This is a genomic window from Acidocella sp., from assembly GCF_050253495.1.
GTDB lineage: Bacteria > Pseudomonadota > Alphaproteobacteria > Acetobacterales > Acetobacteraceae > Acidocella.
On record NZ_JBFWIX010000009.1, the window covers coordinates 115,086 to 136,105 of the forward strand.

Here is a 21,020-nt window from a genome sequence, read left to right on the forward strand (position 1 = left end):
GCGGCAATTGGAAAAGGGATGCCATCGTGGCGCGTCAGGCGATCATTGGCGAGGAAGCCACAAGAACCGGCACGAGGGAGACGATCTTCCTCACGGCCGAGAGATTGTTCGCCGAATGCGGATTCGACGGTGTTTCGGTTCGCGATATCGCGGCGGCGGCGCAGGCCAATATCGCGGCGGTGAATTATCATTTCGGCAGCAAGGGAGATTTGCTGCTGGAAATCTTCAATGTCCGCACCCGCGAACTGAATGGCGAGCGGCGGCAGATGCTGCGCGAGGCCGAACAGCGTCACGGTGGCAACCCGCCCTTGCGCGAGGTGTTGCGCGCCTTGCTGGGGCCGCCCATTTTGTGGAGGGATCCTGCCTCCGGCAAGGCCACGGCGTCGCGCTTCATCACCCGCGCCTTGTACGAGGTGACAGAAAAATTGCGGGTGATTCTGGAAAACAATGTCGGGCATCTGCAATATTTCGTGGCGCCTCTGGCCCGGGCCCTGCCGGGGGTCCACGAGCGCGATATTTGCTGGGCGCTGCATTTCACGCTCGGCGCGCTGCACCACAATACAGAGATCAATTTCAAGCGCCTGGAATTGCTCGCCCATGCTCCTTGCGGCACGGCCGATTTCAACCAGGTGCTGGAACGGTTGCTGGATTTCACCGAAGCCGGTTTTCGCCAGTTGCCGCGCTCCAAGAGCGTTTAGCGCGCGGTGAGGGGGCTGGGGTTTGGCCACGCCAGCATGGCGGGCGCGGTTTTGTTGCGCCGAACATTAAACAAACGTTTGAATAAAAGAGGTCGATACGATCATGGATTACAGCTATTCTCCAAAAGTTCAGGAGCTTCGCCGCCGAGTCAGAGCGTTCATGGACGACCATGTGGTGCCCGCGAACACGCGCTGGCGCCAGGAGGTGGCGCAAGGGTTGAATCCGCCGCCCGTGGTGGAGGAGCTGAAGGCCCTGGCCAAGGCTGAGGGGTTATGGAACATGTTTCTGCCCGCTTTGCATGACGACGAACCAGGCACGCGCCTGGCCAATCTTGAATATGCGCCGCTGGCGGAAATCATGGGGCGCATCCAATGGGCTTCGGAAGTGTTCAATTGTTCGGCGCCGGATACGGGCAATATGGAATTGCTGCATATGTTCGCCACGCCCGCGCAGCGCGAGCGTTGGCTGAAACCGCTGATGGAGGGAGATATCCGCTCCTGCTTTGCGATGACGGAGCCGGACGTGGCATCTTCCGACGCCACCAACATCGCCACCCGCATCTTCCGGGACGGCGATGAGTACGTCATCAACGGCCGTAAATGGTTCATAACCGGTGCGGCTGATTCCCGGTGCGCGTTCGCCATCGTGATGGGCAACACGGACCCGCAGGCCGAACGTCATCGCCGCCAGAGCATGATCATCGTGCCAATGGACACGAAAGGCGTCACCGTGGTGCGCAATATCAGCGTGATGAATCATCTGGCCGCCGAGAGTCATTGCGAGATCGTATTCCGGGATGTGCGTGTTCCCGCCGCAAATCTTCTGAATGAGGAAGGCTCGGGGTTCGCCTTGGCGCAGGCGCGGCTGGGGCCGGGACGTATCCATCATTGCATGCGCTCCATCGGCCAGGCCGAACTGGCGCTGGAATTGATGACCGAGCGCGCCCAGGAGCGTAAAACATTCGGCAAGCATCTTTACGAGCACAGCACGGTCTCCGAATGGATCGCGCTGTCACGCTGTGAGATCGAGCAGGCGCGGCTGCTGGTGCTGAAGGCGGCCTGGATGATCGATCATCTCGGCGTCAAGGCGGCGGCTTCGGAAATCGCCATGATCAAGGTGGTGATTCCGCGCATGCAGGTGGCGGTGATCGACCGGGCCATTCAGACATTCGGGGCCATGGGGCTGTCGCCTGATTCGCCCTTGCCGGATTTATGGACGATGGGCCGCGCTCTGCGGATCGCCGACGGGCCGGATGAGGTGCATCTGCGCACCGTGGCGCGGCAGGAAATCCGCCGCAGCCGGGAGACGCTGGGAGCCGCCGCGCTTTATCTCACCCCCGTCCTGGAAGGGGCGCGGCATGGCTGATATTTATGCCGCCAAGCCCTGGCTGAAGCTTTATACGCCGGGTCTGCCCGCCTCGATCGAGCCAGCCAAGCCGGATATGCTGAGCTTGTTCGCCGCCGCCGTGGCCCGCGCGCCGCAAGCCTCGGCGCTGATCTATTTCGATGCGGTCCTGACCTATGAGCGTCTCGACGCGATGGCGGATGCCTTCGCCGCCATGTTGCGGGAGAATGGTTTCGCCAAGGGCGACAGGCTGGCGCTCTATCTACAGAACATGCCGCAATTCGTCATCGGCGCGCTGGCGGCCTGGAAGGCGGGTGGCTGCGCCGTGCCGGTGAACCCGATGTACCGGGAGCGAGAGCTCTGCCTGATGTTCGCCAACTCCACCCCGAAGGCGCTGCTTTGCCTGGATCATCTCTATGCGGACGTTATCGCCGGCCTGCCGGCGGAGGCGGCGGTGCCGTCATTGATCATCACCACCTCGCCTTATGATTTTCAGAGCCGCGACGATGGCCGCGTGCTGCCTGCCCCCGTCGGCCCGCTGGCGGGAGGGCATGATCTGTTCCAGATTCTGGAACGGCATGCCGGGAGCAAGCCGCCACCGCATGCGCCCATGCCGGAAGATCCCGCTTTTCTGGTTTACACATCCGGCACCACCGGCCTGCCGAAAGCGGCGGTGAACAGTCATGCCAACCTGGCGTTCAACGGCACGGCCATCGCGCGCTGGTACGGGTTAGAGGATGGATCGCCCATTTTCGGCATGGCGCCGCTGTTTCATGTCACCGGGCTGGCCGGGCAGATGGCCTATGCCTTCGCCATAGCCTCGCCTCTGGTGCTGAATTACCGTTTTGATCCGGGCGTGGTGCTGGATGCCCTCAAGGAGCACCGGCCAGCCTTCATTGTCGGCGCCATCACCGCTTTCATCGGGTTGGTGAATCATCATGAGGCGACGCCGGAGCATTTCTCGTCCCTGCGGATCGTGCTGTCCGGCGGCGCGCCGATTCCGCCGGCCGTGGCGCGGCATTTCGAGGCCAGGACCGGCAAGCGCGTGCTGAATGGGTACGGCCTCACCGAAACCAATGCCGCCATGATCGCGGTGCCGCGCCATGCCGTGCCGCCGGTGGATGAAAACTCCGGAGCGTACTCCATAGGGGTGCCGGAATTCAATGCCGATGTCTGGGTCATGGCCGATGATGGCTCCCGCGCGCCGGTCGGGGTCGCGGGTGAACTGGTGGTCTCGGGCCCCAACGTGGCGAAGCGCTACTGGCTGAAACCCGAGGAAACAGCGGAGAGCATGAAGCCGGATGGTTTCCGCACCGGCGATGTCGGCTTCATGGACGAGCAAGGCTGGTTCTATCTGGTGGACCGCAAGAAGGACATGATCAACGCCTCCGGCTACAAGGTTTGGCCGCGTGAGGTGGAGGATGTGCTGTACGCGCATCCGGCGGTGCGCGAGGTGGCGGTGATCGGCCTTCTCGACCCGTATCGCGGCGAGACGGTCAAGGCGGTGCTTGCCCTCAAGCCTGGGCAGGATGCCTCGGCGGAGGATTTTACGTCATGGTGCCGGGCGCGCATGGCGGCTTATAAATGCCCCAAGGTCATCGAGATTCGTGAAGAATTGCCGAAGACGGCGACGGGAAAAATCCTGCGCCGCGAATTACGGTAGATAATGGAGGAAACGCATGGTCAATTTCAATATCGGGGAGATCTCCGTCACGCGGGTTGAGGATTTCATCGACCAGCACGTGCCGCCAGGTTTTCTGCTGCCGGATTTGCGCGAGGAAACATTGCGTGAGCATGAGCATTGGCTCGCGCCTCGTTTTTACGATGCGCGGGCCAACAGCTTCGCCATTCACATCCAGTCTTTCCTCCTGCGCACGCGCCATCATAATATCCTCGTCGATACGTGCGGCGGCAACTGCAAGCCGCGTGAGCATTTTCCGGTCTTCCATATGCGCAACGGGCCGTATCTGGAGAATTTGAGCGCCGCTGGCGTGGCGCCTGAAGACATCGATTTTGTCTTTTGCACCCATCTGCATATCGATCATGTCGGATGGAACACAAGGCTTGAGGATGGGCGCTGGGTGCCCACCTTTCCGAATGCGCGTTATTTGTTTTCCAAGACCGATTACGAGGCCTTCGATCCACGCGGGCATGATTCTGACCGGCATGATGAGAAAGACGATATTTTCGTTGACTCCGTGTTGCCGGTGATGGAAGCCGGATTGGCCGAACTGGTGGATGGCATATTCGAGGTGAATGAGATGATGACCATAGAGCCGGCCCCGGGTCATTCGCCAGGCCATGCGCTGCTGCGTGTGCGCGACGCCGGTGAAAGCGCTCTATTCACCGGGGATATTTTGCATCATCCACTCCAGATCGCGTGCCCGGAGCTGAATAGTTTCGCATGCGCGGATCCGGTGCTGGCGCGGGCCACGCGCCGGAACACGCTGGAGCGTTGCGCCTGCGAGGGGCATTTGCTGGTGCCGGGCCATTTCGCCGCTCCTCATGCCGGCCATGTGCGCGAGGCGGCGGGCAAGTTCAGTTTCTCTCCCTTGAATTGCGCGGAGGTTTCATGACACGTCCATCCGGCGCCGATCCGGCGTTCAGGCTTGAGGATATTGTTGTCGGCCGGAAGGAGCTTTCCGGCACCTATGTCGTGAGCGAGGCGGAGATCATCGATTTCGGTGAGCGATATGATCCATTGCCAATTCACATTGATATAGAGGTGGCAAAGGCCAGCCCATTCGGCGGAATCATCGCCGCGGGCGGCCATATGTTGGCGATCAAACAATTGCTGTTGCATGATTTTTCATATGCTGGCGGTGTCATAGCCTCGCTGGGGCATGATGAGGTCAGGTTTTTGAAGCCATTGCGCGGCGGTGCCACATGCCAGGTGGAGATCGAATGGCTGGCGGCCACGCCCTCGACGAGCAAGCCCGAGCGCGGCACGGCGGTCATTGGCCTTCGGCTGCTGGCCGATGGCATCGCGGTCATGACTCTCAAGGATCTGGTTCTGATGAAACGGCGCGTTGAAAGCTGAGGGTTCAGGCGCCCATATGGGCGATGGCATAGATCCAGCCGGCATGTTTCCTGTCCGTGGCGGCGGTTTCAATATGCCAGCCCGTAAACCCGGCCTGGCGCAGCAAGGCTGGGAGCTCGGCTGGCCGCCAATAGCGGAAATATCGTGGCGCGTTCAGCTTTGCGTTCGACCATTCCTCGCCTTCGCCTTGTTTCAAACTGAAGGCAAAGCGGCCGCCGGGCTTCAGGCCCTCCGCCATTTTCCGCAAGATGGCGGAGACTTCGTCCCCGGTGAAATGCAGCAAGACGGCATTGGCGAGAATGAGGTCGTGGATCGCGGGCAAACGGCCGGTGAGAATGTTGAAATATCTGGCCGTGAAACCATGGGCGCGCAAATGTTCCAGAAAGGCCTGCGTCGCATCCGTGCATTCAATCTTGTACCCAAGATTCTTGATATAGGCCGCATCCCGGCCGAAGGCGCTGCCCAGTTCAAGAATGGAGGCTTCGCGGTCAAGGCCCTCCAAGGCGGCGTCGATCCAGAGTTTGACGGGCCCCGACACGATCCGGGGTGTGCCCGCTATGTAATCCTGGGCATGGGCTTCGTAAGAGGCCAATGTCTGGCGGTTGGTTTCAGCCACGATCAAATTCCGGTTCAGGGAACGTCTTTGGACCACCTTGCGGCATGTTTGGGATATTTTGCAAGCATGCTGGGGTTTGCCGTCGTCGTTCCTCCTGATGGAGCATGCCGAACGGCGCATGCGGCCTTGTGATTGACGGGTTTTATATGTTATGAGACATAGCAATAATCGCATAATTGAGGAATTTTCCGTGCCGGAAACAGTGAAGCTCATGATCGGCGCACAAGGCAGCGCCAACACGGCCTTGTTTGAGCGCCATAACCCCCTGACGGGCGAGGTGGCGACGCGCGCCATTGCCGCGACACCCGCCGATGCCATCGCCGCCGCCGAGGCCGCCGCCGCCGCCCTGCCGGGCTGGGCGCGGCTAGGGCCGACCCCGCGCCGGGAGCTTCTCTCGAAAGCCGCTGATGCCCTGGCCGCCAGCGCACCCGAGATCGTCGCCGCCATGATGAGTGAAACCGGCGCCACCAAGGCCTGGGCTGGCTTCAATGTCATGCTGGGCACCAACATGATCCGTGAAGCGGCCGCGTTGACCACGCAGATCGGCGGTGAGCTGATTCCATCGGACAAGCCAGGCTGTTTGGCCATGGCCGTGCGTGAGCCCGCGGGGGTGGTGCTCGGCATCGCTCCCTGGAACGCGCCGGTGATTCTGGGGGTGCGCGCCATCGCCACCCCGTTGGCCTGCGGCAACACCGTCATTTTCAAGGCCTCCGAAATTTGTCCGCGAACTCATGCCTTGATCGCGGAGGCATTTGTCCGGGCGGGTTTTCCACCCGGTGTCGTCAATATGTTGACAAACGCTCCCGCCGACGCGGGGGAGGTGGTCGGCGCGCTGATCGACCATCCCGCCGTGCGCCGCGTCAATTTCACCGGCTCGACCGCGGTGGGCAAGATCATTGCCAAGCGGGCGGCGGAGAACCTCAAGCCGGTCCTGCTCGAACTTGGTGGCAAGGCGCCCTTTATCGTGCTCGGCGACGCGGATCTGGATGAAGCCGTGAAAGCCGCCTCCTTCGGGGCCTTTTTCAATCAGGGCCAGATCTGCATGTCGACGGAACGCATCATCGTGGTCGATGAAGTGGCCGAGGTCTTCGTGGCGCGCTTGCGGGGTAAGGCGGCCACGCTGCTGGCGGGAGACCCCACCGAGGGCAAGCAACCGCTGGGCGCGGTGGTCGATGCCAAGACGGTCAACCATATCCAGGCCCTGGCCGAGGACGCCGTGGCACAGGGCGCGGAGCGCCTGACCGGCGGGGAGGCCCCCAAGGGGTTGCTCATGAACGCCACCGTGATCGACAAGGTCACCCCCGCGATGCGCCTGTTCCGTGAGGAGAGTTTCGGGCCCATCGTCGCCGTCATCCGCGCGCGCGACGAGGCGCATGCGATCGAACTGGCCAACGATACCGAATATGGGCTGTCCTCGGCGGTATTCACGCGCGATGTCGCCCGTGGGCTCAATGTCGCGCGTCAGATCAAATCCGGTATTTGCCATGTGAATGGCCCAACCGTGCATGACGAAGCCCAGATGCCCTTCGGGGGCACCAAGGCTTCCGGTTATGGGCGGTTTGGCGGCAAGGCGGGGATCGACGCATTCACCGAACTTCGCTGGATCACCGTCGAATCTCAGCCTGGGCATTACCCAATCTGAGCACAGCTTGCTTGGGCAACATAAAAGGCGCGGCCAATGGGGCCGCGCCTTTTTGTTTCCATGTGGCTCGGTCAAGCCGTGCTGAAATCACGTCAGGCTGGCATGGAGTGCTTTCGTATCCACCCATTCGGTGGCGACGAGCAACGCATTCAGCTTGGCCGCCAGCCCAGCCTCGTGCCAGGCCAGCAACGCCTCGCCCGTCACCGCCTTGTGGCGGCGCAGTAAACCGTCGATGCAGGCCAGTCCGAATAGCCGCAGTACCGGCAGCGCCGCCTGTTCCCGGGCTAGGGGAGGGGCTTCCGCCAGCTTGGCCAGCAATGTCCGCAACGGCGTCAGGATGGCGGGGGCCGGCGCCAGAATATCCAGCAGTTCCGCCGCCGCACCGGCGCCGGAGCCCAGCAATTGCCGCAGCACGAGATCCAGCGCCTGGATCGCGGTGGTGCCTTCGAAAATCGAGAAGACGCGGGAATCCCGCATGATCCGTTCAACCGGCCATTCCCGCGTATAGCCCGCGCCGCCCAGCACCTGCATGGCCAAGCTGGACGTGTCGAAGGCGGCCTCGGCGGCGAAGGTCTTCACCACCGGCAGCAGCACGGCCACGCGCGCGGCGGCCGCCTCATCGCCCTCGTCGCCGCCCTGCATCCAGGCGGCGGCCTGCAAGGTGAGCAGCATTGCCCCTGTCGCGGTCAGGCGCGCATCCAGGAGCAGGCGCCGCACCTCGGCATGTTCATGAATCGGCAGAGCCGGTGCATCCGCCGGGCCGCCCTGGCACCGGTCGGCGGCATAGGCCCAGGCGATGTCGCAGGCTTTCGCCGCCAGGGCGCTGCCCTGGCTACCCACGCCCAGCCGCATGCCGGTGATCATGCCGAACATGGCGCGCAACCCTTGTCCCTCGGCGCTGATGGGCAAGGCCTCGGCCCCGTCCAGCGCCAGCACGCAGGTGGGGGAGGCATGCAGCCCCATTTTCTCCTCGATGCGTAGAATTTCTATCTTGTTGCGGCTGCCATCTTCTTTCCGGTCCGGCAGCAGGAACAGGCTCAGCCCGCGCGTGCCGGGTTTTTGTCCGGGCGCGCGCGCCAGCACCAGATGCAGAATATTCGGGGCCAGATCATGGTCGCCATAGGAAATCCAGCATTTTTGCCCGGTGATGCGCCAGCGCCCATCCTCGCCTTGCGTGGCGAGGCTGCGGATACGTCCGACATCCGAGCCCGCATCCGGCTCGGAGATGCAGATCGTCGCCGCCCATTCTCCCGAGGTCAGGCGTGGAATCCACAGCGCCTGCATTTGCGCCGGCGCGGCCTTGCGCAAGAGCCGCACGGCACAGCGCTGGTTCAGCGTCAGCATGCCCAGCGCCACATCCTCGGCGTCGAACAGCATCTGCGCGGCCACGGCCAGCGGCAGAGGCAAGGCTTGGCCGCCAAATTCCGCCGGGTCCGCCAGGCTGGTCCAGCCGCCTTCGCGCAGGGCGCGCCAGGATTCCTGCTGTTCCGGCGGTAAGGTCACCCGGCCATTTTCAAAGCGCGCGCCAGCCATGTCGGCCAGCTTGCCGTTTTGCGTCAGCATGCCTCGCGCCAATTTCGCCGCTTCTCCCAGCACCGCGATGTTTGTTTCGAAATCGGTGCAATCATGGTTCAGCCCATGCAGCCCGGCAATCAGGCCGGCCAATGCCTGCTCTGTCAGCATCGTTTCCTCTTCAGATTGAATGCCGCCCGTGGCGGCGGTTATTTGTCCCAGATTGTCCGCAGCAGGTTCAGCAGCGTCCCGCGCCGGGTTTTGGATAGATCCGCCAGATAATGTCCCTCATGCTCGGCCACGCGCTTATGGCAATCTCGTGCCAGGGCTCGTCCGGCCGCTGTCAGCCGCAAGGCCTGCGCCCGGCCGATGGTGGCGCCACGCCGGACCAGCCCGCGTCGTTCGAGCTGCGTGATCAGCGGCACCATATTGGCGCGCTGGATTGCCAGCACACGGCCGATCTCGCTTTGCGTGATATCCGGGTTGGTTTCGATCACCAGCAGCACGGACATGTCCGTCACCCGCAGATCCAGATCGGCGAGTTCCGCGGCAAGATCCGCCAGCATCGCCTGGGAGGCGCGGCGGAGCTGATAGCCCAGCAGGGATTCGAGCGGATTGACCGGAGGCTGGATGGCTGGTTGCGCGTTCAGTCCGGACTTTGCTTTGAGGGCCATGCCCAGATTATGCCCGCCGGTTCCGGCCGGTGCAATCTCGCCGAGGATGTCTGTCATGTCATGGTGTGCCTCCTGCTGTTTGTTGAAGCCCTCATCTCGCCCCGGATATTCGCCGGAAGAAGGGGGTTGTATGTTATGTATTATATCATTAAAGCTGGCGCGCAAGATCATAATGGCGGCCAGCGCTGTTGGGGGAGGTTGGTCCAGACCGCGCCGGGCGCGGCCGCCATGTCTTGAACATCATGTCTTGAACGCCTTGTCTTGAATGGAAGGAAGCTGAAATGTCCGAGAAGGATATCGTCGTATACACGGTCGAGGACCGGATCGCCTGGGTGAAATATAACCGTCCGGAAAAGCGCAACTGCATGAGCCCGGCGGTGAACCGCCGCATGATGGAAATCCTGGACGAGCTGGAATTCCGTGACGATGTCGGCGTGCTGGTGCTGACCGGTGAGGGAACAGCCTGGACGGCGGGCATGGATCTCAAGGAATATTTCCGTGAGACCGAAGCCCATGGGTTGGGTGCCACCCGCAAGGCGCAGCGTGAATCCTATGGTTGGTGGCGCCGCCTGCGCTGGTATCAGAAACCCACCATCGCCATGGTGAATGGCTGGTGCTTCGGTGGCGGCTATGGCCCGCTTTTCGCCTGCGATCTCGCATTCGCGGCGGAAGAGGCGCAATTTGGCCTTTCCGAGATCAATTGGGGTATCCTGCCCGGTGGCGGCGCCACCAAGGTGGCGGTGGAGCTGCTGTCCTTCCGCAATGCCATGTATCACGCGATGATGGGTGAGAACGTGGATGGCAAGACCGCTGCCGCCTGGGGGCTGGTGAACGAGGCCGTGCCGCTTGCCCAGCTGAAGGAACGTGTCAGCGAAGTCGCCAAGGTGCTGCTGAAGAAAAACCCGGTCGCGCTGAAAGCCACCAAGGACGCCATCCGCCGCGTGAGCGAAATGACCTATGAGAATGCCGAGGATTATCTGGTCCGCGCCCAGGAGGCCGCGAACTCCTTCGACAATGACGGGCGTAAGGAAGGTATCCGTCAGTTCATCGATGAAAAGAGCTACAAGCCGGGCTTGGGCGCCTACCGCCTGAAGAGCTGAACAACGGCAATCGGGGGGAGGAAACACCATGGCCAATATCGTGGATGATCCCGGCGTGCAGGCCCGCTTGCAGCCGGAAGCGTTGGCGGTGCACGAGTTCGCCAGCGGCCGGCGCTGGACTTATGCCGAATGGGACGATGCCATCGCCCGCACCGCCAGAGTGCTGGCGGAGCATTACGGCATTGGGTTGGGCGAGCGTGTCGCCGTGCTGGGGCGCAATTGCGCCGAATTCCCGCTCATGCATCTGGCCTGCGCGCGGCTGGGGGCTATTTTCGTGCCGCTCAACTGGCGGCTGGCCGTGGCGGAGCAGGAGAGGCTGCTGGCGGATTGCGAGCCGGCCTTGCTGGCGGGCGATGAGGAATTCCTGGCGCCGCTCGGCTCGTCCTGGCGCCGGGAGAGCCTGCCCGCCCTGCGCGCGCGCTTCGAGCGTGCGGCGCCGCTTCCTCCCCACCCGTTCGACCGCTCCCGCCCGAGCCTGATTTTATATACGTCGGGCACATCGGGGCGGCCGAAGGGCGTGCTGCTGAGCGAACATAACATCACCCAGACGGCGGTGAATTTCGGCATGCTGGCGCGGGTGACGCATCGCAGCGTGATGCTCGCGGAAACGCCGATGTTTCACATCATGGGCATCATCACCAATCTGCGCCCGACTTTCATGCGTGGCGGCGCGGTGCTGTTGAGTGAAGGATTCGAACCCGCCCGCACGCTGGCGCGGCTGTCGGATCCTGCCCTGCGCGTCACGCATTATTTCTGTGTGCCGCAAATGGCGCAGATGCTGCGCGCCGTCGAAGGGTTCGATCCTGAGGCGCTGCGGAATCTCACGGCCATCTTCTCCGGCGGGGCGCCGCATCCCGCGGCGGATATTCGTTCCTGGCTGCGCGATGGTATTCCCATCGCCGATGGATTTGGCATGAGCGAAGCCGGCACTGTCTCCTGCATGCCCATTCACATCCCGCTTATCGACCAGAAGGCGGGTGCCACGGGGCTGGTGCCGCCCGCCATCCGTCTGCGTATCGTGGATGCCGCCGGTCAGGACGTACCGCCCGGCATGGCGGGGGAGTTGCTGTTGAAGGGGGAGAACATCTTCACCGGTTATTGGCGCGCGCCGGAGGAAACCGCGAAGGCCTTCACGGAGGATGGCTGGTTCCGCACGGGCGACATTGCCCGTCAGGATGAGGATGGTTTCCTGTTTCTGGTGGACCGCAAGAAGGACATGTTCATCTCCGGCGGCGAGAATGTCTATCCGGTGGAGATCGAGGCCGCCCTTGCCGCTCTTCCCGGCATCCGCGAGGCGGCCGTGGTCGGCGTGCCCGACGCGCGCTGGGGCGAGGTGGGGCATCTCGCGGTCGTCATCGCCGACACGGGACCGGATGCGGCGGCGATTCTGGAGTTTCTCAACACCCGTCTCGCGCGCTATAAAATTCCGAAATATGTCAGTTTTGTCGAGGCCTTGCCGCGTACCGGCACCGGCAAGATCCAGAAGCCGCAATTGCGCCAGCAACTGGCCCAGGACGCGGCGCGGCCCTGAACGGGCCGGAAGCCTCAGAGCCCGGCACCGGCGCGGAAGGCACGCGGAGAGCGTCCTTCATAATGAGTGAAGAAACGCGAGAAATGTCCCGGATCGGCAAAGCCCAGCGCATAGCCGATCTCGGCGATGGAAAGATTGGAATAAAGCAGGGCGCGCCGGGCTTCGAGCATCGCGCGTTCATCGACCAGCATGGCCGGTGGCGCCCCCGCGATCCGTGCGCAGGCATTGCGCAGCGCCGTGACGGATACGCCGAGTGCCGCCGCATGATCGGGGATCGGCTCGCGCAAGCGGAACCGCTCCTCGATCCGTGCGCGCAACCTGGCCACCAACGCCGCATATGGGCTACTGGCGGGAGCCGCCTTGCCGCTGGCGACGGCCCTGGCGCGGATCGCGGCCAGCAGAACGCGCAGCAGAGCGGCATCCACCGCCGTTCTATGGCCAGCCGCGGCCCAGCCTAGCTCGCGCATGATCTCTCCCGCGCAGTCCTCTGTCCTGGCGGCGGCCTCCTTGTCCAAGGGCAATGCCGCCGCCTCGGTGAACAAGGCGGCGATGTCTGGGTCGCGCGCCGCCAGGCCGGCCAGATAGGCGCTCGCCATGGTCAGCACCATGCCTTCCGAATCCGCGAACCATTGAAAACCATGGATGATTCCCGCCGGGATCACCAGCAGGCACGGCGCGTCGAACCGGACACCGCGCGCCTCGGCCCGCATTTCCCCGCCCCCCTTGGCGATCAGGATCAGTTGCGCCAACTCGCGGTGCGCATGCGGGCGGATGGTCCATTCGGAAGGGCGGGAGCGGTCATCCAGCCATTCCACATGCACGAAGCCCGGCGCCGCCGCGCGGTGCGGTTCGCCATAAAGATAAAAACTGGGAACCGGCCCGGCATGCTGCATGAGGCGATTTAACCGAATCTTGGTGAATTATCCAAGTTTTTCCAGCTTGCCGTCATGGGCGCGCACCGTGGCCCGGCTATCCTGCCGAGACATCAAGAATCTGGCGGGATAGCCGGAAAAGGAAGGGGAATCCATTATGAAAACGCAAATCGCCATCGTGGGAGCCGGTCCCGCCGGCATGTTGCTCGCGCATCTTCTGGCGCGTTCTGGCATCGATGCCGTCGTGCTGGAACGGCGCGACAGGGCGTATGTGGAGGGCCGTGTGCGCGCGGGTGTGCTGGAGCAGATCACGGTGGATTTGCTCCGCCGTCTGGATCTTGCAAGCCGACTCGACCGCGAGGGGCTGGTGCATGGCGGCACCAATCTCGCTCTGGATGGCGAGATTTTCCATATCGACATGTCCGCCCTGACCGGTGGCCAAGCCGTGACGGTCTATGGCCAGCAGGAGGTGATGAAGGATCTGTTCGATGCCGCCCCCGCCAGGGGCGTGAAGATTGTCTGGAATGCCGAGGATGTCGTGCTGCATGGGCTGGATGGCGGCACGCCCTGCGTAACCTGGAAGGACCAGGAGGGCGCGCGGCGGCTGGAGTGCGATTTCATCGCCGGATGCGACGGTTTTCACGGTGTCAGCCGCGCGAGCATTCCCGCTTCGGTGCTGCGGCATTATGAACGCATCTATCCGTTCGGCTGGCTTGGCATCCTGGCGGAGGTGCCGCCCGCGGCGCATGAGCTGGTCTATGCCAATCATGAGCGCGGCTTCGCCCTGGCATCCATGCGTTCGGCCACCCGCAGCCGCTATTACCTGCAATGCGGGCTTGAGGAAAAACTGGAGGATTGGCCGGATGAGCGTTTCTGGGACGAGCTGTGCCTGCGTCTTGGCCCCGCCATGGCGGCCAAGGTGGCGCGCGGCCCTTCATTTGAAAAATCCATCGCGCCGCTGCGCTCCTTCGTCGCGGAGCCGATGCGTTGGGGCCGGCTGTTCCTGGCCGGGGATGCCGCGCATATCGTGCCGCCCACGGGGGCGAAAGGGCTTAACCTCGCCGCTTCGGACGTGATCATGCTGCATGAAGGCCTGGTTGAATTCTACAAGAGCGGCCAGAGCAAGGGGATCGATGGCTATTCCGCCCGCGCGCTCTCACGGGTGTGGAAGGCCGAGCGTTTTTCCTGGTGGTTTACGTCCATCACCCATCGTTTTCCGGAGATGGATGGGTTTTCCCGGAAGCTGCAAATGGCGGAACTGGACTATATCAAGGGCTCGCCCACCGCGCAGCGCGGATTGGCGGAAAATTATGTCGGCCTGCCCGTGGCGCCCATGCCCGCTTAAACGCGGGCCTAGGCAACGCGGCCAGTCAACGGGCGGACATTATTGAAAACCTGCGCGGGGCTTGGGGTGCTTTCATGAAAAGCGCTCCAAGCCCCTGGCTTTTTGATGGAACAGGCCGTCCCGGAACCGGCTGGCGGTTTCAGGCCTTTTCCGGTGCCGCGTCTTGCTTGACCTTCTTGGGGAAGAAACGTTCGCTGAAACGTTGCAGCACCACATAGAAGACGGGCACGAACAGCACCGCGATGCAGGTGGAGGCCAACATGCCGCTGGCCACCGCGATGCCGATGGATTTGCGTGAATTTGCCCCCGCGCCCGAGGCGAAGACCAGCGGCATCACGCCGAGTATGAAGGCGAAAGAGGTCATCAGGATCGGGCGGAAACGCACCTTGGCGGCATTCACGGCGGCATCCATGATGGAAGCACCATGGAATTGCCGCTGTTCGCGCGCCACCTCGACCACCAGAATGGCGTTCTTGGCCGCCAGCGCGATGAGCAGCACCAGGCCGATTTGCGTATAGATGTTGTTGGCCAGTCCCAGCGCGGTGAGAGCCGCCACCGTGCCCAGCAGCGCCAGGGGCACGGCCAGCAGCACGGTGATGGGGGTGATCCAGCTTTCATATTGCCCGGCCAGCACCAGATAGACCAGCAGCAGCGAGAACAGGAAGATGACCGAAGTGGCCCCGCCCGCCAGCCGCTCCTGATAGGCCGTGCCGGTCCATTCAAACCCGAATCCCGGCGGCAGCACATGGGCGGTCAGATCGTCCATCAGATCGAGCGCCTGACCCGAGCTGTAGCCCGATGCGGCTTGGCCGTTGATCATGGCCGAGGGGTAGGTGTTATAAAGTGTGATGATCGGCGGGCCGAAGGTTTTGGTGATGTCGGCCACCGTGCCCAGCGGCACCATCTGCCCCGCATCGTTGCGCACGGCATAATTGCGCATCTCCTGCACCGTCATGCGCGCCGAGGGTTCCGCCTGCACATAGACGGGGAAAACCTGGCCGTATTTGGTGAACAGATTCACATAGGACGAGCCGAGATAGGTTTGCAGCGTGCTGTAAAGGTCGCTGGCGGATATGCCGAGCGCCCGTGCCTTGGTGAGGTCGAGCTTCGTTTCCAATTGCGGGGCCTGGGCGCGGTAAGTGGTGAACAAGCCGTTCAACCCGCTTTGGGAGTTGCCGTCATGATCGACCAGATCGGCCACATGCTGTAGCTTGGTGTAATCGAAGCTGCCGTCGCGCAGCTCCACCACGCCCTGGAAGCCGCCGGAATTGCCCAGCCCCTGAATCGGCGGGGGCGGCACCACCACCACCTTGGCCGCGGGCTCTTCCTTCGCCAGCTTGCTCAGCGCCTTGTAGACTGGCAGCAGCCCCCATTTGGAGCCGCGCACATCCCAGGGCTTGAGCATCACATAGATCGCGCCGGCATTGGCCAGGCTGGCGCTGTTATCCATCAACGAAATGCCGCTGATGGTGATGTCGCTCTCCACGAAGGGCTCTTTCAGGATTTGCTTGCTGAGCCGGTCGAGCACGCCGTTGGTGCGGCCGATGGAGGCGGCGTCCGGCAATTGCACGCTGAGCACCATATACCCCTGATCCTCCAGCGGGACGAAGGCGCTGGGGATGCGCGACAGGCCGAAAATCGCCAATATGATCAGCCCCAGACCGCAGAGCGAGAGCAGCCCGGCGCGGCCGACCATGCGGCGGATCAGCCGGGTATAGGCGGCCTCCGCCGGGTAATAAACGCGGTCGAAGGCACGAAAGACGATGTTCTTCTTCGCCCCGGGCTTGGTTGGTTTCAACAGCAGGGCGCATTGGGTGGGGCTAAGCGTGAGCGCGCTGATGGCGCTGATAAGCGCCGTGGCGGCGATGACCAGGGCGAATTGCGCATACATCTGCCCGGTAATGCCTGGCATGAAGGCGGCGGGGATGAAGACGGACATCAGCACCAGCGTGATGCCGATGATCGGGCTGGTCAGCTCCTTCATCGCCTCGATGGCGCTGCGCTTGGCGTCCAGTCCGGTGGTTTCCATTTTGTGGGTGACGCCCTCGACCACCACGATCGCGTCATCGACGACGATGCCGATGGCGAGCACAAGGCCGAACAAGGTCAGCAGATTGATGCTGAAATGCAGCGCCGCCATGGCCGCGAAGGCGCCGATGATCGTCACCGGCACGGTGGTGGCGGGCACCAGCGTGGCGCGGAAGCTCTGCAGGAACAAGAGGATCACCGCGAGCACGAGCAGGCAGGCTTCGAACAGCGTCTTATAGACCTCGTCGATCGAGGCGGTCACGAACATGGTCGTGTCGAAGGGGATCGAGTAGGTCATGTCCGGCGGGAAGGATTTGGCCATCTGCGCCACGGTCTTGCGCACTTCCTTGGCCACGGTCAGCGCGTTGGCGTCGGGCGTCTGGAAGATGCCGATGGCCGCCGTGGGCGCGCCGGAAAAATTCGCCTCCATGTTATAATTGACCGAGGCCAGCTCCACCCGTCCGACATCGCGCAGCCGCACGATCCGTGCCGCGCCCCCCGCCGCGTTGCCCGATTTGATGATGATATTGCCAAATTGCGTCGGGTCGGAAAGCTGGCTGGGCACGTTCACGGTCAGCTGGAAGGGCTGTTTGCCGTCGGTCGGCGGTCCGCCCACCTGGCCGGCCGGCACGGCGACATTCTGGTTGCGCAGGGCCTGCAACACGTCGGAGGGGCTGAGCCCCAGCGATTGCATCTTGGCCGGGTCCAGCCAGACGCGCATGGCGTACTGGCCGGTGCCGAACACCAGCACATTGCCCACGCCGGGCAGGCGCGCCAGCGTGTTCTGCATGTTGATGAGGGCGTAATTATTCAGGAACAGCCCGTCATAAGTATGTTTGGGCGAGGTGAGGGTGATGAATTGCAGGATGGAGGTCGATTTCTGCTGCACCACCACACCTTGCGCCTGCACCGCCTCGGGCAGCTTGGCGAGGGCGGCGGAAACGCGGTTCTGCACCAGCACTTGCGCGAAATTCAGATCCGTGCCGACCTTGAAGGTGACGACGAGCGTGTAATTGCCGGAGCTGGTGCTGGTGGACTGCATATAGAGCATGCCCTGCACGCCGTTTACCTGCTGCTCGATTGGCAAGGCCACGGTGTTCACCAGCGTCTTGGCGTCGGCGCCCGGCTCGGAGGTCGTGACCTGGATGGTGGGCGGGACGATCTGCGGATATTGCGCGATGGGCAGGGCACCGATCGCCACCAGCCCGATCACGACGAACAGAATCGAGACGACGTTCGAGAGAACCGGATGCTCGATGAAGAATTTCGACATCATGATGACGGTCCCGGCTGCGGCGCGGCGGGGGGCTTGATGTCCTGTTCCGTCGGCGCCACCGCGTTGCCGGGAGCGGCGTTTTGCAGACCTTCGACAATCACCTGCGTATCGGGGGTCAGACCGGTGACGGCGACCATGCCATCCTCCTTCACCCCGGTCTGCACGCGCTGCTGGTCGACGACATTATTCTTGCCGATCACATAAACATAAGAGCCGGCCTGATCGTTCATCAGCGCTTCTTCCGGCACGGCCAGATGCGTGACCGGCTTGCCCAGCGGGATCTGTCCGCGCACGAACAGGCCGGGCAGCAGAACGTCTTTATCGTTTTGCAGCACGGCGCGCACCTGAATGGTGCCGGTGGCGGGGTCCATGCTGGGGGAGACATAGTCAATTTTGCCCGCGAACGGGTAGCCCTTGTCCGATTGCAGGCCGATATCGATCGGGGCGCCTTCCACATCGCTGGGGGTCAGGCCCTTCTTGAACAGGTTCTCGCGGATGTTGAGGGCTTCCAGTTCGCTGACATTGAAATAGACATAGATCGGGTTGAGCTGGGTGATGGTGGCCAGCGTGGTGGCCGAGCCATTGCCGACCAGATTGCCTTCATCGACCAGATGGCGGCTGATGATGCCGTCGAAGGGCGCGGTCACGGTGGTATAGCCATAATTGATGGCGGCCAGCTCCTCGTTGGCGATCGCCTCCGTCACCTGCGCCTTGGCGGAATCGCGCTGGGAGAGCCATTGCTCGACATTGGCCCGCGAGGTGGCCTTTTGCGCGTACATCGTCTCCTGGCGGTCATATTGAGACTGCGCGTAGATCACCTGCGCCTTGGCGCTGGCCACGGCGGCTTGCGCCTGTTGCAGCTTGGCTTCGTAAGGCGCGGGTTCGATGACGAATAATTTCTGCCCCTTCTTCACCACGCTGCCGTCGGTAAAGTCGACCTCCTGCAGATAGCCCGACACGCGCGCGACCAGCTCAACCGCATTCACCGCCACGGTGTTGCCTGTCACATCCAGGTAGGATGTCATCGGCATGGAAACTGGTTTGCTGGTGATCACGGGCGGCGGCGGCGGCGCCTTGTAGCTGTTGCCCTTGCCGCAGCCCGAAAGGCACAGCGCCAGGATTCCAGCCCCAGCCAAACCGAAAATAGCTTTCACTGCACAGCGCTCCCGCATGTCTCTCACCAGTCCGGCGCGTAGGATTGTTGAATATGCGCCCCCTCATCGGCCGGGGCGGCATGGGCCTGCGGCGTCAGCAGCCCGCCCCAATTGGTGCGCTTGGCCATGTCCGCCTTGATATTGTCGGGCACCACGTCATGCCCCTTGGCGATCTGCCAGCCTCCGCCGAGCGCCGCGTAAAGCTGCACCAGGGCGGTGGGCACCTGCCCCTGCGCGGAAGCCAGGGAGTTCTGCACCTGGAGCTGTGCCTGCTCGGCATTCAGCACCGTGGTATAGTCCGACGCGCCATCGACATAGCGGATCATCGCCAGCTTCACCGATTGCTTGGCCGAGGCATTGGCCGCGATCAGCACCCGCACGCTGTTCTGCGCCTCTACATAAGCGGCGATGGCGTCCTGCACTTCCTGCTGCGCCTTCAGCACCACGTTCTGGTAATTCAGGATCGATTGCTCAAAGGCCGCATCCTGGGCACGGACCTGATTGGTGAGCTGACCGTAATTGAAGATCGGAATCTGCAAGGACGGCCCGATCGAGACGGTATGGCTGGACCATTTGAACAGATCTCCCAGGGAGGAGCCGTTGGAATTGCTGGACTCGAACCCGAACGTGCCGGAGAGCGACAAGGCGGGGTAGAGCTGCGCCTTGGCCACGCCGAGCTGCGCGCATTGGGCGGCGGCCTCTTGCTCGGCCTGCTTCACATCGGGGCGCATGCGCAGCAGATCCTTGGGAATGCCAACCGATACGGCGGCGGGCGCCATGGGGATGGAACCTCCATCGCCCAATAGCGGGGAGATCTTGTCGGGCGTCAGCCCCAGCAGCACGGCCAGCGCATCCTTCTGCGTCATGAGCTGCGCCCGCAGCGTGGGCAAGGTGGCCTGGGTGATGTTGAGCTGGGTTTGCGCCTGCTCGACATCGAGCTGGCTGGTCTGGCCGGAATTGAACTGCACGGTGGCGATGCGCAGACTTTCCTGTTGTGCCGCCACGTTGGCGTTGGCGACGGCGATTTGTTCCTGCAAGGTGCGGATGGCGATATAAATCTGGGCGACGCTGGAGGTCAGGCTGACCAGGGCGGCGTCGTACGCGTCGATCGAGCCGAGAAAGACCGCGTTCTGCGCCTGGATGGCGCGCCTGTATTTGCCCCAGAAATCGATTTCCCAGCTTGCGCTCAGCCCAAGGGAAAGATCCTGGATATGGGTGTCGGCCCCTGGAATATGGGTGGGGGAAGCCTTGCTTTGCACCGAATCCACATAGCTGGCGCTGATGGCCTGCTGCTGCGGGTAAAGCTCACCCACCGCGGCGGCCAGTTCGGCGCGGGCCTGGAGCACATGCACGCCCGCTTGTTGCAGGGTGAGGTTGTTCCGGTAGGCAAGCGAGATGAGCTTGTCGAGCACGGGGTCGTTAAAGCCGCGCCACCATTGCGGGTCGTTCGCGGTGCCTTCGGGCAAGATGCCGTCCACGGGCACATAATGCGGGGCGGTGGCGGCGGCGGGCGTGGAAAAGTCAGGCCCGACCATGCAGCCGGTCAAGGGCAAGGTGGACAGAACGGCGACCAAGACGCCATACCGCCGCAACGACGATGACTCCCAAACCAACATGCCAGCCCTATTTTTTAATCTGAGAAAATTCGTAGCATCAATGTTACCGGGATTGACAGACCAGATGCCCGATTTTTCAATGATAATTTATCTTGAGGCGCGTGTTAGCGGCGCTTGGCTGGCCAAGTGCCGCCATTGCGTCCGCGTCAGGAAGCGAGGTTGCAAATGGATCTGCGCAAGAAACTAATTGTCGAGCCCGGCTCCCGGGTGCGGTTGAAACATATCGATCCCGGTTTTCACGGCGATTATATGTCCGCTGAGCATGCCAAGGCGGATCTCCTCAAAAACGAAACGCGGCTCGCCGAGTTGCAGCAGAAACTCTATGGCGAGAGACATCACGCCCTGCTCGTCGTGCTCCAGGGCATCGACGCCGCCGGCAAGGACGGGACTTGCTGGCATGTGCTGGCGGCGATGAATCCGCAAGGCACGTTCGTGAAAGGCTTCAACCCACATTCCCCAAGTAAATCGCTGATTTTGCTGTCAGGATCTCAATATTTCCGATATAAATCATGGTGTTGATGGCCGTGAGGGGCGCGTTTGATGGATCACCCAGAGGGTGCGGGTTCGAAGC

The 21,020-nt window shown here is 62.7% G+C and carries 17 protein-coding genes; 10 read left to right on the plus strand and 7 right to left on the minus strand.

Going from position 1 to position 21,020, the window contains the following annotated elements:
• Nucleotides 1–26 precede the first annotated feature (26 nt).
• From AB7D48_RS09195 to AB7D48_RS09215, 5 genes are all read left to right on the plus strand, one after another.
• Nucleotides 27–698 carry a TetR/AcrR family transcriptional regulator gene (locus tag AB7D48_RS09195; RefSeq protein ID WP_427978032.1) on the plus strand — a complete coding sequence of 224 codons (672 nt, stop codon included), beginning with the start codon at nucleotides 27–29 and terminating at the stop codon, nucleotides 696–698.
• A gap of 103 nt (nucleotides 699–801) precedes the next feature.
• Nucleotides 802–2,064 carry an acyl-CoA dehydrogenase family protein gene (locus tag AB7D48_RS09200; protein ID WP_427978034.1) on the plus strand — a complete coding sequence of 421 codons (1,263 nt, stop codon included), beginning with the start codon at nucleotides 802–804 and terminating at the stop codon, nucleotides 2,062–2,064.
• A complete protein-coding gene (locus tag AB7D48_RS09205) occupies nucleotides 2,057–3,706 on the plus strand; it encodes an AMP-binding protein (RefSeq protein ID WP_427978036.1) in 1,650 nt (549 codons plus the stop codon). The genes AB7D48_RS09200 and AB7D48_RS09205 overlap by 8 nt, the downstream gene beginning before the upstream one ends.
• A gap of 16 nt (nucleotides 3,707–3,722) precedes the next feature.
• Entirely contained in the window at nucleotides 3,723–4,619 is an 897-nt protein-coding gene (locus tag AB7D48_RS09210) for an MBL fold metallo-hydrolase (protein WP_427978038.1), read from the plus strand.
• Nucleotides 4,616–5,083, plus strand: a complete 468-nt coding sequence (locus AB7D48_RS09215) for a MaoC/PaaZ C-terminal domain-containing protein (protein ID WP_427978040.1) — start codon at nucleotides 4,616–4,618, stop codon at nucleotides 5,081–5,083. The genes AB7D48_RS09210 and AB7D48_RS09215 overlap by 4 nt, the downstream gene beginning before the upstream one ends.
• Before the next feature lie 4 nt (nucleotides 5,084–5,087).
• Here AB7D48_RS09215 and AB7D48_RS09220 read toward each other — a convergent pair whose 3' ends face one another.
• Nucleotides 5,088–5,699, minus strand: a complete 612-nt coding sequence (locus tag AB7D48_RS09220; protein ID WP_427978042.1) for a class I SAM-dependent DNA methyltransferase — start codon at nucleotides 5,697–5,699, stop codon at nucleotides 5,088–5,090.
• Nucleotides 5,700–5,889: 190 nt separating this feature from the next.
• Between AB7D48_RS09220 and AB7D48_RS09225 the strand changes: the two genes are divergently transcribed.
• Nucleotides 5,890–7,341, plus strand: a complete 1,452-nt coding sequence (locus AB7D48_RS09225; RefSeq protein ID WP_427978044.1) for an aldehyde dehydrogenase — start codon at nucleotides 5,890–5,892, stop codon at nucleotides 7,339–7,341.
• Nucleotides 7,342–7,428: 87 nt separating this feature from the next.
• Here AB7D48_RS09225 and AB7D48_RS09230 read toward each other — a convergent pair whose 3' ends face one another.
• On the minus strand, nucleotides 7,429–9,024 hold the full coding sequence (locus AB7D48_RS09230) for an acyl-CoA dehydrogenase family protein (protein ID WP_427978046.1): 1,596 nt from the start codon (nucleotides 9,022–9,024) through the stop codon (nucleotides 7,429–7,431).
• Between the two features lie 38 nt (nucleotides 9,025–9,062).
• A complete protein-coding gene (locus AB7D48_RS09235) occupies nucleotides 9,063–9,584 on the minus strand; it encodes a MarR family winged helix-turn-helix transcriptional regulator (protein WP_427978048.1) in 522 nt (173 codons plus the stop codon).
• A gap of 224 nt (nucleotides 9,585–9,808) precedes the next feature.
• Here AB7D48_RS09235 and AB7D48_RS09240 point away from each other — a divergent pair, with 224 nt between their 5' ends.
• Nucleotides 9,809–10,627 (plus strand): p-hydroxycinnamoyl CoA hydratase/lyase, encoded by an 819-nt coding sequence (locus AB7D48_RS09240; RefSeq protein ID WP_427978050.1) that lies wholly within the window; start codon nucleotides 9,809–9,811, stop codon nucleotides 10,625–10,627.
• A 28-nt stretch (nucleotides 10,628–10,655) separates the two neighbouring features.
• Nucleotides 10,656–12,158, plus strand: a complete 1,503-nt coding sequence (locus AB7D48_RS09245) for an AMP-binding protein (protein WP_427978053.1) — start codon at nucleotides 10,656–10,658, stop codon at nucleotides 12,156–12,158.
• A 14-nt stretch (nucleotides 12,159–12,172) separates the two neighbouring features.
• Here AB7D48_RS09245 and AB7D48_RS09250 read toward each other — a convergent pair whose 3' ends face one another.
• The gene (locus AB7D48_RS09250) at nucleotides 12,173–13,051 is read right to left on the minus strand and encodes a helix-turn-helix domain-containing protein (protein WP_427978055.1); all 879 of its coding nucleotides are present in this window, start codon (nucleotides 13,049–13,051) and stop codon (nucleotides 12,173–12,175) included.
• 136 nt (nucleotides 13,052–13,187) lie between these two features.
• Between AB7D48_RS09250 and pobA the strand changes: the two genes are divergently transcribed.
• Nucleotides 13,188–14,375, plus strand: coding sequence for a 4-hydroxybenzoate 3-monooxygenase (gene pobA, locus AB7D48_RS09255; protein WP_427978057.1), 1,188 nt, complete (start codon nucleotides 13,188–13,190; stop codon nucleotides 14,373–14,375).
• Nucleotides 14,376–14,514: 139 nt separating this feature from the next.
• Here the strand turns inward: pobA and AB7D48_RS09260 are convergent, their stop codons facing one another.
• The 3 genes from AB7D48_RS09260 to AB7D48_RS09270 are packed head-to-tail and all read right to left on the minus strand — an operon-like array spanning nucleotide 14,515 to nucleotide 20,449.
• Nucleotides 14,515–17,679: an efflux RND transporter permease subunit gene (locus AB7D48_RS09260; protein ID WP_427978059.1), complete on the minus strand. Its 3,165-nt coding sequence runs from the start codon at nucleotides 17,677–17,679 to the stop codon at nucleotides 14,515–14,517.
• Nucleotides 17,676–18,833 carry an efflux RND transporter periplasmic adaptor subunit gene (locus AB7D48_RS09265; RefSeq protein ID WP_427978061.1) on the minus strand — a complete coding sequence of 386 codons (1,158 nt, stop codon included), beginning with the start codon at nucleotides 18,831–18,833 and terminating at the stop codon, nucleotides 17,676–17,678. Before AB7D48_RS09265 ends, AB7D48_RS09260 begins: the two co-directional genes overlap by 4 nt.
• A gap of 23 nt (nucleotides 18,834–18,856) precedes the next feature.
• A complete protein-coding gene (locus AB7D48_RS09270; protein ID WP_427978063.1) occupies nucleotides 18,857–20,449 on the minus strand; it encodes an efflux transporter outer membrane subunit in 1,593 nt (530 codons plus the stop codon).
• Nucleotides 20,450–20,614: 165 nt separating this feature from the next.
• Here AB7D48_RS09270 and AB7D48_RS09275 point away from each other — a divergent pair, with 165 nt between their 5' ends.
• Nucleotides 20,615–20,968, plus strand: coding sequence for a hypothetical protein (locus tag AB7D48_RS09275; RefSeq protein ID WP_427978066.1), 354 nt, complete (start codon nucleotides 20,615–20,617; stop codon nucleotides 20,966–20,968).
• Nucleotides 20,969–21,020: the final 52 nt, after the last annotated feature.

Excerpts from the sequence above, each read along its gene's own strand:
- AB7D48_RS09205 (WP_427978036.1), top strand. The coding sequence starts at position 2,057 with ATGGCTGATATTTATGCCGCCAAGCCCTGGCTGAAGCTTTATACGCCG.
- AB7D48_RS09210 (WP_427978038.1), top strand. The coding sequence starts at position 3,723 with ATGGTCAATTTCAATATCGGGGAGATCTCCGTCACGCGGGTTGAGGAT.
- AB7D48_RS09250 (WP_427978055.1), bottom strand. The coding sequence starts at position 13,051 with ATGCAGCATGCCGGGCCGGTTCCCAGTTTTTATCTTTATGGCGAACCG.
- pobA (WP_427978057.1), top strand. The coding sequence starts at position 13,188 with ATGAAAACGCAAATCGCCATCGTGGGAGCCGGTCCCGCCGGCATGTTG.
- AB7D48_RS09240 (WP_427978050.1), top strand. The coding sequence starts at position 9,809 with ATGTCCGAGAAGGATATCGTCGTATACACGGTCGAGGACCGGATCGCC.
- AB7D48_RS09200 (WP_427978034.1), top strand. The coding sequence starts at position 802 with ATGGATTACAGCTATTCTCCAAAAGTTCAGGAGCTTCGCCGCCGAGTC.
- AB7D48_RS09245 (WP_427978053.1), top strand. The coding sequence starts at position 10,656 with ATGGCCAATATCGTGGATGATCCCGGCGTGCAGGCCCGCTTGCAGCCG.
- AB7D48_RS09270 (WP_427978063.1), bottom strand. The coding sequence starts at position 20,449 with ATGTTGGTTTGGGAGTCATCGTCGTTGCGGCGGTATGGCGTCTTGGTC.
- AB7D48_RS09235 (WP_427978048.1), bottom strand. The coding sequence starts at position 9,584 with ATGACAGACATCCTCGGCGAGATTGCACCGGCCGGAACCGGCGGGCAT.
- AB7D48_RS09230 (WP_427978046.1), bottom strand. The coding sequence starts at position 9,024 with ATGCTGACAGAGCAGGCATTGGCCGGCCTGATTGCCGGGCTGCATGGG.
- AB7D48_RS09275 (WP_427978066.1), top strand. The coding sequence starts at position 20,615 with ATGGATCTGCGCAAGAAACTAATTGTCGAGCCCGGCTCCCGGGTGCGG.
- AB7D48_RS09215 (WP_427978040.1), top strand. The coding sequence starts at position 4,616 with ATGACACGTCCATCCGGCGCCGATCCGGCGTTCAGGCTTGAGGATATT.
- AB7D48_RS09260 (WP_427978059.1), bottom strand. The coding sequence starts at position 17,679 with ATGATGTCGAAATTCTTCATCGAGCATCCGGTTCTCTCGAACGTCGTC.